Consider the following 13,664-nt stretch of genomic DNA (forward strand, 5'->3'; position numbering starts at 1 on the left):
GTTCGGGGCGGTCCGGGCGTTCACGCCGGTCGCAGGACGTTCACGAGGGGGGAGGAGAGGTTCCGGGCGGGCTCGGCGGGGTCGATGCCGGCGTCCATGAAGGCGGTCGCGATGGTGTCGGCCAGCACCTCGTGCTCGTCGGTGAGCGCGGCGGCGTGCCGCACGAGCGCCTCGGCGAGGACCTGGGCACGGTGCTGCCCGAAGCTCAGGTCGCGCCGGCCCGTGCCCGGGTCGTCCGGTTCGAAGGCGCAGCCGACCGAGGCGGTGATCGCCCGGGTGAAGGGGGAGGTGCCGTCGGCCAGGAGGCCGGTGGCCTGGAGCATCTCCGCGCACGGGCCGGCCACCCGCCACGAGGGCCGGGGCAGGTAGACCACCAGGGCGTCGTTGCGGGGGTACACGGTGGGCGAGGAGGCGATCTTCGCCCGCCACGGGACACCGGCCTCCTCCAGGAACTCCACCAGCCGGCCCCAGACCGCGGGCGCCACGTCCGGGGTGTCGAGGTGCGCGTACAGCCGCAGCAGCGGTCCGCGCGTGGCCGGCTGGGGCAGGCTCGAATCGGCGAGGAAGAAGCCCGCGGACAGTCCGGGCCGGGCGCACGGCATCACCACCGTGACCTCGTCGCCCGAGCGCCCGGCCACCGCCTCGTCGGGCACCCGCACCCGCACCCCGTCCAGCCGCACCACGGTGTGCCCGTCCGCCTCGGCGACGAACGCGCCCACGGCGGCGGTCGTCCGGGGACCGGTGGCGGCGTCGAGGGCCGCGTCGAGGGCCGCGTCGCGCAGCGAACGGGGCTTCATGCCGAGCGGCTTGGCCCGCCCGGAGTGCAGGGTGTCGTACAGCACCGAACCGAGGGTGCGGGCCAGGGCCTGCGGGCTGCCCGCCTCGTAGACCTCGCCGGCGGTCTCCGCCTTGAGGCCCCCGTCGAGGACGGTGACCTGCTCGGCGAGTGCGGCGATCTTGTCGGCCAGGCCGAGGTGTCCTTGCGCCATCTCAGGCCTCCAGACCGAGGGACGAGGTGAATTCGGCCGGGGAGAGCAGCACGGTGCGCCCGATTCCCGCCGCGGCCCGGGTGACCGGGGAGAGCCGGGTGGCGGAGCCCGCCGTGGCGAGCATCCGGTCCATCATGTGCCAGCCGGCGTAGGCGGCCGCGCGGGTGGCCAGGTCCTTGTCCTCGCGGACGAAGGACGGTGCCTGCTCCAGGTAGGCGGCGTAGAAGCGGCGGACCAGCGGTGAGCGCTGCTCGATCTCGCCGACACCCGTGGCGATGATCTCGTCATGGGTGGCCGCGTGACCCATCGGGGACGCGTCGGCCAGCGTCAGCGGGATCGCCATGGCCGCCTGGTGGAGCCACTCGCCGGCGAAGGCTCCGAGGTCACGCGCCGGGTCGCCGATGCGGGCCTCCTCGAAGTCCGTCAGGTGGAGCACCCCGTCCGCCAGCAGGAACTGGTCCAGCCGCAGGTCACCGTGGACGGGACAGCGCGAGGCGATGTCCCCGGTGTCGGCCGCCCGCAGCTCGTGCAGCGCCCGGGCGAGCTCGGCATCGCCGTGCAGGAGCCGCCAGGTGGCCAGTTCGGCGGCGGTCGCCTGGGTGTAGAACCGGTAGCCGACCGCCTGGAGGTGGTCGGTCGGGGGCAGCGGGTGGGGCGCGGTGTCGAAGCCGGCCGGGGGCAGGGCGTGCACCTTCGCCAGGACGGCCGCCGCGCGCTCGCACACCGCCTCGTCGAAGGCGTCGTCCGCCAGGAGCTCCCGGCCGGAGCGGCCGTCGGGCAGGTAGGCGAAGACGAGCAGTCCCTGCTCCTCGTCGACGCCGAGCAGCCGGGGGGTGTCCAGGCGGCCCTCGGCCGCGGCGCAGAACGTCGTAGTGTGCTGTACCCGGCCGGCGCGGTCGGGGCCCTTGATCTGCTTGACGAACACCTCGGTGCCGGCGGCGGTGGTGCCGCTCCAATTGTCGTTGCGTCCCTGGGCGCTGGTGACGGTCGAGCGGTCGAAGGGACCGAGCCCCAGCCTGGTGAGCAGCGCATCGACGTGCGGGACACCATCCAGATCGACCGGTGTGAACCGGAGTGCCCCGTCGTGGGCACGGCTACTTGTCTGCATGCCGGGAGACGCTAGGGACGGGCATTCCGGCACGGCAACCTTCAACTATCAGGGAAAGTTGAGGAACCGTCCGGGATGCCTTCGCGGCGTTGGGCGGGCCCGGCGGGGGGTGAAAGAAATGCTTGATGCGCCGGCGCCGACGGGCGTCTAATCCGTCGCATGCCGGACGCCATCCATCACACGACACTGGACAACGGACTCCGCGTCGTCGTCCAACGCGTCGAGGGAACCTCCGGAGTGGGTATCTCGGTCAACTACCGGGCGGGCTTCCGGACCGAGATTCCCACCCGCTCAGGTTTCTCCCACCTGTTCGAACACATGATGTTCCAGGGATCGAAGAACACGGCCAGCGGCGAGCACTTCGCCGCCATCCAGGCCAGGGGAGGCATTGCCAACGCCAACACGTTCCCCGATTCGACGGACTACTTCCAGGTCGTTCCCGGCGAGGCGCTGGACAAGGTCCTGGAACTCGAAGCCGACCGCATGGGATTCCTGACCATCACGGAGGAACGGCTCACCGCGCAGCGGAACGTCGTCAAGGAGGAGATCAGGCTCCAGGTGACCGGGCGCCCCTACGGGGGATTCCCGTGGACCGTCCTCCCGTCCGTCATGTTCGACAGATGGGAGAACGCCCACAACGGCTACGGGGAAATGGCCGACCTGGACGCGGCCACCGTCGAGAACTGCGTCGAGTTCTTCCGGCGCTACTACGCCCCCGGAAACGCCGTGCTGGCGATCTGCGGGGACGTCGACCCCGGGGCGGCGCTGGCCGCGGTGCACCGCCGGTTCGACCCCGTACCCGCCCGGCCCGTCTCCGCTCCCCCCGACATCCGGGAGCCGGTGCCCGCGGAGGAACGGCGCGGCACCTGCCACGACCCGGCGGCCCCCCGGCCCGCGCTGGCGATCGGCACGCGCCTGCCCGACGCGCGCCACGACCTGGACGGGTACGCCGCCCACGTCGCCCTCTCCCACCTGCTGTCCACCGGCGCCGACTCCCGCCTGCGGAAGGCGCTCGCGACGATCGGGGCGAAGGCGGACTCCGCCGTCGGATTCTTCGGCCCCCTGGTCGTCACCCACCCCGACACCTTCGTCATCGTCGCGCACCACGACTTCGGCCAGGCCGACGAGGCCGAGAAGCTGGTCCTCCAGCAGTTGGAGGACGTCGCCGGCGGGGGCGGGCGGGGGGCGGAGGCCGCCCGCGCCGTGGCCTGCGCGCGCACCGGCCTGTACCGCAACCTCGACTCGCTGGCCTACCGCGTGCGCTTCCTCGCCCGCGGACAGCTGCTCTTCGGCCGGCCGGACATCGGCGGCGAACTCGCCGAGCGCGTCGCCGGTACCACCGCGGACGACATCGCCGCCGCCGCCGCCCGGGCCGCCGCGCCCGAGGGGCGCGCCGTGCTCAACCTGCTGCCCCACGAGGACGCCTCATGACCGTGCCGACCACCTACGACCTGGTCACCCGCGCGGCCGCCGGCGGGCTCACCCTCAGCGCGTCCCGGCTCGACACCGTCCCGCTCCTCCAGGCGAACCTCGCCGTGCCCCTGCCGATCGGGACCCGCGCGGACACCGCCGCCCTCGAAGTCCTGACCGCCTGCTGGACCGGCCACCCGGCCTGCGCCCGCCTCGAACAGTGGGGCGGCATCGTGACCGTCCACCGCACCCGCAAGTGGCTGCTGTTCTCCGTCCTGGCCACCTCCGACCTGCTCCCCCTCCTCGCCGACACCCTGACCGAGGTCGTGACCACCCGGTACACGCCGGAGACGGTCGGCGCGGCGGTCGCCAAGGTGGCCCAACTGGCCACCCTGGCCGACGCCCAGCCGGCCATCGACTCCATGCGCGAGATGTGGGCCCAGTTCTACGGACACCTCCCGCCGGAGGCCGATCCGTCCCCGCGCGCGGAGGAGGTCCGCGAGGTGACGGTGGACCAGATTTCCGACGTCCACCGCCGGTTCGTCGTCCCCCGGCACGCCGGACTCGCCCTCGTGGGCGCCGCGGACCCCGCGCAGTGCCTGGACCACTTCGAGACGGCGCTGGCCGAATGGCGCGGCCACGACGCCGGCCCGCTGCCGGGGCCCCGGCCGATCGCCACGCCCTCGCCGGGCATCGTCTCCCGCCACCGCCCGGGCCGGCAGCAGACCCAGATCCGCCTGGTCGCGGCGGCGCAACCCCGCACCGGCATCGCCGACTTCGCCGCCAACCAGGTCGCCGGGGCCGTCCTGGGCGGCAGCTTCGCCTCCCGGATCAACACCGTCCTGCGCGAGCAGCACGGGCTGGCCTACCGCTGCAAGGCGACGACCGACTTCATCGACCAGGACGTCTTCGTCATCGAGGCCGACGTCACCACCTCCCGGGTGCCGGAGGCCATGCGCCACCTGCACCGTCTCACCGAGGAGTTCGCCACCACCGGCCCCACCCAGGACGAGCTCGACGCCGCCGTCGGGTTCATCAACGGCGCCTACGCCCTCAACCTCGGGTCCCAGCTCGGCCGCGTCGCCCTGCTGAACGCGTGCAGCACGCAGAACCTGCCCGGCTCGGCCCTCGTCGACATCCCCGCCGCCACGGCACGGCTCACGGTCGAGGACGTCCGGCGGGCGGCGGCGCACTGCCACCCGTCCCGCCTGGCCGGTGTCGTCGTCGGGGACGCCGAACACTTCCCGGCCCAGTGGTTCTGAGCCCCGCCCGCCCCCGGCCACCGCACGAAGGAAGAGAAGCATGTCCAAGATCAGCGTCATGTACCCCGTCATGCCCACCGACATCGGCGACGTGCTGCCCTACGCCCGGATCGCCGAGAGCACCTCGGGCCGCCGGCTGTGGCTGGGGCAGTCCCTGGCCATCGAGACCCACGCCGTCTTCGCGGCGCTCGCCGGCATGGGCCTCGACCTCGGCTACGGCACCGCCGTCACCCTCATGCCGCTGCGCCACCCCATGACCGCCGCGGTCAACGGCCGCTCGATCGCCTCGCTGTCGGGCTACCCGTACGTGGCCGGCATCGGCCCCGGCGCCGCGGTGTTCCAGAAGCACACCAACGGCCGCCCCTACGACAAGCCCGTCACCGCCGCGCGGCACTACATCCGCATGATGCGCACCCTCGCCGACGGCGGCGAGGCCAGGGACCCCGACGGGCCGTGGCCGACCGAGAGCCTGCGGCTGCCCTCGATGGACACCCCGCCCGTCGAGATCGGCCTGGGCGTCCTGCGCGAGCCGATGGCGCGGCTCGCCGGCGAGGGCGCCGACCGGGCCATCACCTGGCTGACCCCGCTCGGCTACATCCGCGAGCGCCTGGCCCCCGCCATGGAGGAGGCCGCCGCGAAGGCCGGCCGCCCCACCCCGCGGATCGTGAGCATCGTCCACTGCGCCGTCGACCGCCCGCAGCGCGACCTCCAGCAGGTCGCCCTCAAGGCCGTCGGAGCGCACCTGGGCTCACCGCACTACAGCAACATGCTCAACCAGGCCGGCATCCCGGTGGACCCCGACGACACCCCCGCCGCGGCCAAGATGATCATCGAGCACAACCTGTTCGCCACCGGCACCCCCGACGAGATCGCCGCCACCATCGCCTCGTACCACGACGCCGGGATCGACGAGGTCGCCATCAGCGTCTGCGGCCTCCACCTGCACGAGGGCCGCGGCGCGGCCCTGCGCGACCTCACCGCCATCACCGCCGCACTCGCCCGCCGGAGCGCCCAGTGACCACCCCGACCTCCCGGACCGCCGTACCGGCCTTCCACGCCAAGCGCCTGCTCTACGTCGTCACCGGCGGCATCCAGGCCATGCTGCTGCCCAACTGGCTCACCTGGCTGCGCGCCAGCTACCCCGACACCGAGGTGCACACCGTCCTCACCCCCTCCAGCCGGCGCTTCGTGGGCACCACCGCCGCCGCCGTCGCCAACGGCAGCACCATGCCCACCCTCGACGTCTGGCCGGAGGCGCCCGACCGGGCCCTGCACGTCGAACTCGCCGCCTGGCCGGACGCCGTACTCGTCCACCCGGCCACCATGCACTTCATCGCGCGCCTGTCGCTCGGACTCGGCGACAGCCCCACCCTGCTCGCCCTGCAGTGCACCCGGGCCCCCATCGTCGTCTGCCCGTCGCTCCCGCCCGACGGACACCTCAACCCGGCCTACCAGCGGCACGTCCTCGAACTGTCCGAACGCGACAACGTCGCGGTCCTGCCGCCCGTCCACGGGGTCAGCATCTCCACCGGGGAGGAGGGCATCGGCACCGCCGCCCGCCTGCCCCACGCCCTCAGCGCCCTGGAGGACCTGCGTTCCTGGAAGGAGAGTGCCGCCGCATGACCGCCCCGGCCGAGCCCGAGCTCGTCGACAACTTCGCCACCGGGCTCCAGGTCACCCGCATCACCCGGCAGGCCGACGGCACGATCCACTGGCGGCGTACCCCGGGCGTCAACCACACGACCCCCTATCCCCCGGTGCCGCCGCACTTCGCCGAGCAGGCCGAGCAGGCCTCCGACAGCCGCCTGCGCTTCACCACCCCCTTCGACGCCGGCCCGCAGCACACCGGCTGGCACACGACGGGAACGACCAGCGCGGCCCGGGCCCTGCTCAGCGGCGACATCCCGGTCGACCGGCTCCAGGACGTCTTCGGCGCGCTCGGGGCCCGGCTCAAGGTCCTGCACGGCCTGCGGCCCGCGGAAGGGCAGCCCGACGGGCCGGTCCCGCCCTGGCTGGAGCGGCTCGAAGGATGGCTGGAGAACGGGCGCGGACCTCGCGCGAGCGCCGGCTTCCACTACCGGCTGCGCAGCCAACTCGGCCCCGCCCGCTGGGAGAAGCTCCGCGGCTACGGCCCGGAGCTGCTGCGCCCGCTGGAACCGGCCGCCACGCTCCACGGCTGGCTCACGCTGGGCAACATCATCCTGCCCGACCGGCCGGGGCCCGCCCTCGTGCTCTCCGGCGCCGAGGCGACGCACGGCCGTCCCGAGGTGGACCTGGCCTGCGTGATCGGCGAACTGGAGGAGTTCCGCCTCACGGCCGGCCACCTCCACGCCGACGCCTCGGTGCAGCACACCCTGGCCGGCGCCCTCCTCACCGCCTACGGCGACGGCTGGGACCGCGACACCGTCGCCGCCGGCGCCATCGCCCGCATCGCCTCCCACGCCCGCGACTTCGCCTCCTTCGTCGGCTGGCACAGCAGTCTCCACGCCTACGTCCCGATGCTGGCCGACCTGATCGACTGCGACGGGAGCACCGCGCTCCGCGGCCTGTGACACCTGCGGACACACCACCAGACCACCGAACGACCCATCACCAGGGGGGTTGCCGTGGCACCACAACCCGTCATACCGGCACAGGAGAAGGCACGCCTCGTCCTGGACCTGCTCGCTAAACGCACCACCCTGTCCCAGGCCGCCCAGAACATCGGCGTCTCCCCGCAGGCCGTGTCCAACTGGCGCCGCCAGTTCATCACGGCAGGCCAGGACGGCCTCCAGCCCGTCGCCCGCCGCGCCGAGGACTCCCGGCGGGAGCGCCAGCTCCTCAGCGAGATCGCGCTCCTGAAGGCCGCCCTCGGCGAGGCCCACCTCGCCCTGCGGGGCCACCGCGTCCTCGGCCACCGCCCCGCCCTGCCCCGGACCCACGCAAGAACGCCGGACCTCTGACTCCCCGGACCCCCCGGACCTCCGGAGCTCCGGCCGGTTCGGCCGGTACAGCCACCTCGGCCACTCCAGCCGCTCCAGCCAGTACAGCCTGTTCAGCCACCCAAGCCGCACCGCCCATGCGTTGCGCCCCGGACTGCGGCCCTTCCCGCGGGCACTGGCGCTGCGTCAACAGCAGAAAGGCGCTCCACGTGAAGCAGAAGCCGCCCGCCCCCGCGCCGGGAGCACCCCCCGCGCAGCACATCCGGATGCGCCGGGAACTCGCCACCGCGCCCGGCCCGTTGACCGTCGCCCTGCTCCTGGCACTGGCCTCGACCGGGGCCGCGCTCGCGGTGCCGCTGCTGGTCCGCGAGGTCATCACCAACGTCGCCACCGGCAGGTCCATCACCGACCCCGTCCTCTGGATGTCCGCCGCGGCCGTCGGCGGCGCCCTGACCCAGACCGGCGCCGGCTTCCTCGTCGCCCGCGTGGGGGAGCAGCTGATCTACCGGCTGCGCAACCGCATCATGGCCCACACCCTGCGCCTGCCGCTGTCCACCGTCCGTGCCCAGGGCACGGGCAACCTCACCGCCCGCATCACCTCGGACGCCATGCAGCTGCGCCAGTTCGTCGACGTCGGGGCGCAGGTCCCGATCGCCGCGCTCACGGTGCTGCTCACCCTGGTCGCCATGATCTGGGTCGACTGGCTGCTCACCCTCGTCACGGTCGTCGCACTCGCCGTCGTGACCGTCACCATCATGACCGTCATGCGACACCTGCGGGCCAGCATGATCAGCCAGCAGAACGCCATCGGCCAGATCGCCCAGCGCTTCACCGCCCACCTCGAAGCGCTCACCACCATCAAGGCCTACCGCGCCGAGCCGCTCGCCGCCCGCGCCCTCGACACCGACGCCGACACCCTGCGCGGCGAGTCCGTGACCGGGGCTCGGCTCCAGGCCGTCATCCCCGCCATCACCCAGCTCGGCAACCAGGTCGCCGTCATCGCCGTGATCTTCACAGGCGCCGCCCGCATCCACTCCGGCGACCTCAGCGTGGCCGACTTCGCCGCCTTCTTCCTCTACCTCCTGCAGACCATCCCCTCCGCCACGACCCTCACCAGCAGCCTCGGCCGCATCCAGGCCGGCCTCGCCGCGCGCGACCGCTGCAACCAGCTCCTCGACATCCCCGACGAGACCGCGACGAACCCCGCCGCCCACGCCCCCGCCCCCGCGCCGAAGGCCCCGTCCGTCGCCTTCGACGACGTCACCTTCACGCACCCCGGAGCGGGCTCCCCCGCACTGCGCGGCCTCACCTTCACCGCCCCCCGGACCGGCCTCACCGCCATCGTCGGCCCCTCGGGCGCCGGGAAGTCCACCGCCCTCGCCCTGATCGACCGGTTCGTGCACCCCGACCGCGGCGGAGTCAGCGTCCTGGGCCACGACCTGGCCGCCTGGCCGCTCGACGACCTCCGCTCCCACATCGCCTTCGTCGACCAGAAGTTCACCCTCGTCGAGGCGACCGCCCGCGAGAACCTCCAGCTGGGCAGGGCCACACCGGCCACCGACCGGGAACTCCGGGACGTCCTCAGGGCCGTCGACCTCGACGACGACATCGCCGCACTCCCCCAGGGGCTCGACACCCTGCTCGGCCGGGAGACCGACCTCTCGGGCGGCCAGCGCCAGCGCATGGCCCTCGCCCGCGCGCTCCTGTCCGACGCCCGCATCGTCCTGCTCGACGAACCCACCAGCCAGCTCGACGGCATCAACGAACAGCGCTTCCGCGCCGTCGTGGACGACCTCGCCAGGGACCGCGCCGTCCTCGTCGTCGCCCACCGCCTCTCCACCGTGCACCACGCCCACCACGTCGTCCTGATGGAGTCCGGCAGCGCCGTCGACGCCGGCGACCACGACACACTCATGCAACGGTGCCCCGCGTACCGGGAACTCGTGGCGACCCAGACCCTCCGGCCGGCGGCCGACCTCGCCCCCGTTCCCTAGGGCCCGCGTCCCCGCCACCGCCGCTTCGGACCGACCGCAAAGGACCTCGAACATGACCACGGACGAGCCCGGCATGGTGCTCTACTGGCGCCCCGGCTGCACCTACTGCATGAAGCTCCGGTTCCGCCTGGCCTTCACCCGCCTGCGCTACACCAAGGTCAACATCTGGCGGGACCCGGACGCCGCGGCGTTCGTCCGCTCCGTCGCGAACGGGAACGAGACCGTGCCGACGGTCACCATCGGCGGCCGGGCCATGGTGAACCCGTCACTGGAGCAGGTGCTGGAAGCCGCCGAGGAGCTCGCCCCGCACCTGCTCGCCCCGGCCCACCCCGCGAAGTGACCCCCGGTGCCCCCGCCGGCCTCCGGGTCGCCGGGGGCACCGCGGCCCGCCGCTTCGAGCCGCCGGCCCGGGTCGCGGAGCAGGGCCCGGCCCGAGTTCGGACGGTCGGAGCGGTGAACCCGCCCGGCGCCGCCCCGGATCAGAGCCGGCGGTCCAGGTGATCGGCCACCAGGGCCGCGACCTCGTCCGCCTGGACGACCTGGCAGAAGTGGTCGTACTCGTCCAGCAGCGCCAGGCTGCCCTGCGGCAGGCCGGCCACGAGGGCCCGCAGGCCGGTGGAGGTGGAGGTCGCCTCGGTGGTGCCACCGACCACCAGGACCGGCACGTCGATCCGGTCGAGCCGGATGAAGGGACTGTGCCCGAACACGCGGAAGAGGTTGACGAACCCGTTGGGGCCGACCCGCTCGACGATGGCGTCGACCATCTTCTCGAAGACCTCGGGGTCGAAGTCGCGGCCCTCGCTGCGCACCCGCAGCCCGCTGGAGATGATCTGCCGGAAGTTGTCGATGGACTGCCGCAGCAGGTCCCAGGTGATCTCCTCACGGCTCTTGCGGAACACCGGTGAGGTCAGCACCGCCGTACGGATCGGAGCCGGGTCCGGCGCCGCCAGGTACTCGAGGACGGTGTTCGACCCGAAGGAGTGGCCCACCAGCGCCTGCGGGGTCCGCGGAAGGGCCCGCACGACCTCGGCGAGCCAGCCGGACGGCGGCAGCGTCTCGGACCAGCTGTAGTCCCCGTTGGCGCGCCAGGGCAGATCGGCCAGCAGCGGGCAGTACCGCTCGGGCAGCCGCTCGGTGACCGGGAGCCAGCTCTGCCAGCTCTCCTCCAGCCCGTGCATCAGCAGGACCGGAATGCCCGCCGCCCGCTCGGGACGGTGCATCACCCGCACCTGCTCGCCGCGGACCGTCACTTCCGCCAGCGGCTGCCACTGGGCTTCGTACTCCGGTGAGGCAAAAGGCATGGGTGTGCTCTCTCCGCTCGATCGCGAGGGTGTGGACAGGGCTTCGGGATCAGCCGGCCTCGGCTGCCAGGGCCACGGCCCGCCGCTCCGCCGCGGCCAGCAGCGCCGACCTCAGCAGGCCCGCCGGGCCGCCGGCCAGCAGCCAGTAGAGGCGGAACCGCCGCTTGGCCTCGTCGTCGGTGGCCCAGACCGTGGTGACCGTCTCGACGGCGGTGCGCCCGTCGAGTGCCGTCAGCTCGAAGGTGATCAGCGCCTTGGCGAAGCCGGGCTCGGCAAAGGCCTCGAACTCGGCCCGGTCCGCGGGCACCGCCGCGTTGGTGGGCACCGGCTGCCAGAACCGGGCGATCCTGGCCATCTCCATCGCACGGCCGGGCTCGCGGCGGACGATGCCGAACCCGGAGTGCGCCGCCCGCTCGACCAGGGTCCGGGAGGCGTCCTCCACCGCGAGCCGGCCCGCGAGCCGGCTCGGGATGTCCCGGATCACCACGAACAGCCCGACCAGCGGCAGGTCCGCTGCCCTCAGGCCGAGGAGGGCCTGCCAGACGAGTTCGGGCGGAGCAGGGACGATGCGCGAGTGGCGCATCTCTGCAATCGGCTGCTGGTGCGTCATACGAACCAGCCTAGGAAGGGGGCGGCAACCGGGCCAGCGCCGATGGGTGTTGGCAGTTCCGGCCCGGCCGCGCGCGCCGGTCAGGAGGGCAGTCGGGTTTCGATCGCGGCGACGAGCTCGGCGTCGTCGGGGGCGCAGAGCGGGCGGAACCTGGCGACCGGCTCGCCCTCGGGGCCGATCAGGAACTTCTCGAAGTTCCACTGGACGTCGCCGGCCTGACCCTGCGCGTCCGGGAGTCGGACCAGCTCGGCGTAGAGCGGGTGACGGTTCTCACCGTTCACCTCGGTCTTCTCGTAGAGCGGGAAGGAGACGTTGTAGGTGGTCGAGCAGAAGGTCCCGATCTCCTCCGCGGTACCGGGCTCCTGGCCGTTGAACTGGTTGCAGGGGACCCCGAGAACGGTGAACCCGCGGTCCGCGTAGCGCTCTTGGAGCCGCTCCAGCCCCTCGTACTGCGGGGTCAGCGCACAGTTGGAGGCCACGTTGACCAGCAGCAGGAGCTTGCCCTTGTGCCGGGCGAGCGAGGTCGGCTCGCCGGCCAGGGTGCGCAGCGGGATGTCGTGGAGCGTCATGACGGATGTCCTTTCGTGGTCGGCGCCGGGCTCAGCGCCGGACGGAGTGGGCCCTGGCCAGCTGGCGCGCGAGGCTGACCAGGATCAGGGTGTGCAGGGGCTTGGTGATGCGGACGTACAACTCACCGGCCGGGCGGTAGCAGCGGATGACCGTGGTGCACACGCCCTCCGTGCCGCCCGCACCGGGGCGGACGGTGAACACCGTGCGGCAGCTCAGGTCCCTGCTGTCCTCTCCGGCCAGCACCTGGCTGTCCCGCGCGTCGAGGATGAACAGCGGCCCGATCCGGGCCCCGTCCGTCACCTGAACGGGCTTCACCTGGCTGCCGGGCAGTCCGAGACAGGCCCGCAACGGATCCATCAGCCGCAGCAGCAGCCGGATCCACAGCGGCAGGGGGTGCAGCAGGGCCGACGTGAAGTCCACTGCGGTCGTGCCGGGGTGGACGTCCACCGCCAGCGCATGGATGTGGTGGCACCCTCCGAGCAGGCGCACCATCGCGGCGCTCACCGGCTCGGTGTCGGTCCGTACGGCAAACCTTCGTGCCACGTGGCGCTCCTCCTCGGTTCCGCGTCGTCGACCGCGCTCAGTCCTTGATCTCGCAGAGTGCGGCGCCGCTGGAGACGCCGGCGCCGACCTCGGCCTTGAGGCCGACGATGGTGCCGGCCTTGTGGGCGTTGAGGGGCTGTTCCATCTTCATGGCCTCCAGGACGACGATCAGCTCGCCCTCGGCGACGACCTGGCCCTCCTCGACGGCGACCTTGACGATGGTGCCCTGCATCGGTGAGGCGAGGGTGTCGCCGCTGACCGCGGAGCCCGCCTTCTTGGTGCCGACGCGGCGCTTGGCCTTGGCCGTGCCGCCCGTGCCGGCCGCCGGGGCGGCGGAGACGCCGAGGGAGGAGGGGAGGGAGACTTCGATCCGCTTGCCGCCGACCTCGACCACGACGGTCTCGCGGCCCTCGGCCTCCTCGCCCTCGACCGCGCCGCCCGCGAACGCGGGGATGGTGTTGTCGAACTCGGTCTCGATCCAGCGGGTGAAGACCTTGAACGGCTGGTCGTCGCCGTGCACCTCCGGCGCGAACGCCGGGTCGGTGACGACGGCCTGGTGGAACGGGATGGCGGTGGCCATGCCCTCCACCTTGAACTCCTGCAGTGCGCGGGCGGCGCGCTGCAGGGCCTGGCGGCGGGTGGCGCCGGTGACGATCAGCTTGGCGAGCAGCGAGTCCCAGGCCGGGCCGATGACCGAGCCGGTCTCGACGCCGGCGTCCAGGCGCACGCCCGGGCCGGAGGGCGGGGCGAACAGCGTGACGGTGCCGGGGGCGGGCAGGAAGCCGCGGCCCGGGTCCTCGCCGTTGATGCGGAACTCGATGGAGTGGCCGCGGACCGGCGGGTCGTCGTAGCCGAGTTCCTCGCCGTCGGCGATCCGGAACATCTCGCGGACCAGGTCGATGCCGGTGACCTCCTCGGAGACCGGGTGTTCGACCTGCAGGCGGGTGTTGACCTCC

At 73.1% G+C, this 13,664-nt stretch carries 15 protein-coding genes; 8 read left to right on the top strand and 7 right to left on the bottom strand.

The features are described from left to right. Nucleotides 1–20: 20 nt before the first annotated feature. Nucleotides 21–989, bottom strand: coding sequence for a T3SS effector HopA1 family protein (locus tag J5Y04_RS22030; protein WP_209413792.1), 969 nt, complete (start codon nt 987–989; stop codon nt 21–23). 1 nt (nt 990) lies between these two features. Next, the gene (gene lxmK / locus J5Y04_RS22035) at nt 991–2,097 is read right to left on the bottom strand and encodes a class V lanthionine synthetase subunit LxmK (RefSeq protein ID WP_209413793.1); all 1,107 of its coding nucleotides are present in this window, start codon (nt 2,095–2,097) and stop codon (nt 991–993) included. A 159-nt stretch (nt 2,098–2,256) separates the two neighbouring features. Here lxmK and J5Y04_RS22040 point away from each other — a divergent pair, with 159 nt between their 5' ends. From J5Y04_RS22040 to J5Y04_RS22075, 8 genes are all read left to right on the top strand, one after another. After that, the gene (locus J5Y04_RS22040; RefSeq protein ID WP_209413794.1) at nt 2,257–3,528 is read left to right on the top strand and encodes a pitrilysin family protein; all 1,272 of its coding nucleotides are present in this window, start codon (nt 2,257–2,259) and stop codon (nt 3,526–3,528) included. Beyond that, a complete protein-coding gene (locus J5Y04_RS22045) occupies nt 3,525–4,769 on the top strand; it encodes a pitrilysin family protein (protein WP_209413795.1) in 1,245 nt (414 codons plus the stop codon). Before J5Y04_RS22040 ends, J5Y04_RS22045 begins: the two co-directional genes overlap by 4 nt. 40 nt (nt 4,770–4,809) lie before the next feature. Then, nucleotides 4,810–5,787 carry an LLM class flavin-dependent oxidoreductase gene (locus tag J5Y04_RS22050; RefSeq protein ID WP_209413796.1) on the top strand — a complete coding sequence of 326 codons (978 nt, stop codon included), beginning with the start codon at nt 4,810–4,812 and terminating at the stop codon, nt 5,785–5,787. Continuing rightward, on the top strand, nt 5,784–6,392 hold the full coding sequence (locus J5Y04_RS22055) for a flavoprotein (protein WP_209413797.1): 609 nt from the start codon (nt 5,784–5,786) through the stop codon (nt 6,390–6,392). The genes J5Y04_RS22050 and J5Y04_RS22055 overlap by 4 nt, the downstream gene beginning before the upstream one ends. Beyond that, on the top strand, nt 6,389–7,321 hold the full coding sequence (locus J5Y04_RS22060; RefSeq protein WP_209413798.1) for a hypothetical protein: 933 nt from the start codon (nt 6,389–6,391) through the stop codon (nt 7,319–7,321). Before J5Y04_RS22055 ends, J5Y04_RS22060 begins: the two co-directional genes overlap by 4 nt. A 54-nt stretch (nt 7,322–7,375) precedes the next feature. After that, entirely contained in the window at nt 7,376–7,711 is a 336-nt protein-coding gene (locus J5Y04_RS22065) for a helix-turn-helix domain-containing protein (RefSeq protein ID WP_209413799.1), read from the top strand. 188 nt (nt 7,712–7,899) lie between these two features. After that, nucleotides 7,900–9,684: an ABC transporter ATP-binding protein gene (locus tag J5Y04_RS22070; protein WP_307853236.1), complete on the top strand. Its 1,785-nt coding sequence runs from the start codon at nt 7,900–7,902 to the stop codon at nt 9,682–9,684. Nucleotides 9,685–9,736: 52 nt separating this feature from the next. After that, complete coding sequence (locus J5Y04_RS22075; protein ID WP_209413801.1) at nt 9,737–10,024, top strand: glutaredoxin domain-containing protein; 288 nt, start codon at nt 9,737–9,739, stop codon at nt 10,022–10,024. A gap of 139 nt (nt 10,025–10,163) precedes the next feature. Here the strand turns inward: J5Y04_RS22075 and J5Y04_RS22080 are convergent, their stop codons facing one another. The 5 genes from J5Y04_RS22080 to J5Y04_RS22100 all read right to left on the bottom strand — a co-directional run. Continuing rightward, a complete protein-coding gene (locus J5Y04_RS22080) occupies nt 10,164–10,985 on the bottom strand; it encodes an alpha/beta fold hydrolase (RefSeq protein WP_209413802.1) in 822 nt (273 codons plus the stop codon). A gap of 49 nt (nt 10,986–11,034) precedes the next feature. Further along, nucleotides 11,035–11,595 carry a hypothetical protein gene (locus J5Y04_RS22085; RefSeq protein WP_209413803.1) on the bottom strand — a complete coding sequence of 187 codons (561 nt, stop codon included), beginning with the start codon at nt 11,593–11,595 and terminating at the stop codon, nt 11,035–11,037. An 80-nt stretch (nt 11,596–11,675) separates the two neighbouring features. Then, entirely contained in the window at nt 11,676–12,164 is a 489-nt protein-coding gene (locus tag J5Y04_RS22090; protein ID WP_209413804.1) for a glutathione peroxidase, read from the bottom strand. A 31-nt stretch (nt 12,165–12,195) separates the two neighbouring features. Then, nucleotides 12,196–12,708 carry a DUF2867 domain-containing protein gene (locus J5Y04_RS22095; RefSeq protein WP_209413805.1) on the bottom strand — a complete coding sequence of 171 codons (513 nt, stop codon included), beginning with the start codon at nt 12,706–12,708 and terminating at the stop codon, nt 12,196–12,198. 37 nt (nt 12,709–12,745) lie between these two features. Then, a partial coding sequence (locus J5Y04_RS22100; protein WP_209413806.1) for a biotin/lipoyl-containing protein occupies nt 12,746–13,664 on the bottom strand: 919 nt, incomplete at its 5' end.

It is taken from the genome of Kitasatospora sp. RG8, assembly GCF_017813315.1.
In the GTDB taxonomy this organism is placed as follows: domain Bacteria; phylum Actinomycetota; class Actinomycetes; order Streptomycetales; family Streptomycetaceae; genus Kitasatospora.

Bases quoted from the DNA above. Each gene is read 5' to 3' on its own strand.
- J5Y04_RS22030 (WP_209413792.1), bottom strand. From the start codon at position 989: ATGGCGCAAGGACACCTCGGCCTGGCCGACAAGATCGCCGCACTCGCC.
- lxmK (WP_209413793.1), bottom strand. From the start codon at position 2,097: ATGCAGACAAGTAGCCGTGCCCACGACGGGGCACTCCGGTTCACACCG.
- J5Y04_RS22040 (WP_209413794.1), top strand. From the start codon at position 2,257: ATGCCGGACGCCATCCATCACACGACACTGGACAACGGACTCCGCGTC.
- J5Y04_RS22045 (WP_209413795.1), top strand. From the start codon at position 3,525: ATGACCGTGCCGACCACCTACGACCTGGTCACCCGCGCGGCCGCCGGC.
- J5Y04_RS22050 (WP_209413796.1), top strand. From the start codon at position 4,810: ATGTCCAAGATCAGCGTCATGTACCCCGTCATGCCCACCGACATCGGC.
- J5Y04_RS22060 (WP_209413798.1), top strand. From the start codon at position 6,389: ATGACCGCCCCGGCCGAGCCCGAGCTCGTCGACAACTTCGCCACCGGG.
- J5Y04_RS22075 (WP_209413801.1), top strand. From the start codon at position 9,737: ATGACCACGGACGAGCCCGGCATGGTGCTCTACTGGCGCCCCGGCTGC.
- J5Y04_RS22080 (WP_209413802.1), bottom strand. From the start codon at position 10,985: ATGCCTTTTGCCTCACCGGAGTACGAAGCCCAGTGGCAGCCGCTGGCG.
- J5Y04_RS22085 (WP_209413803.1), bottom strand. From the start codon at position 11,595: ATGACGCACCAGCAGCCGATTGCAGAGATGCGCCACTCGCGCATCGTC.
- J5Y04_RS22090 (WP_209413804.1), bottom strand. From the start codon at position 12,164: ATGACGCTCCACGACATCCCGCTGCGCACCCTGGCCGGCGAGCCGACC.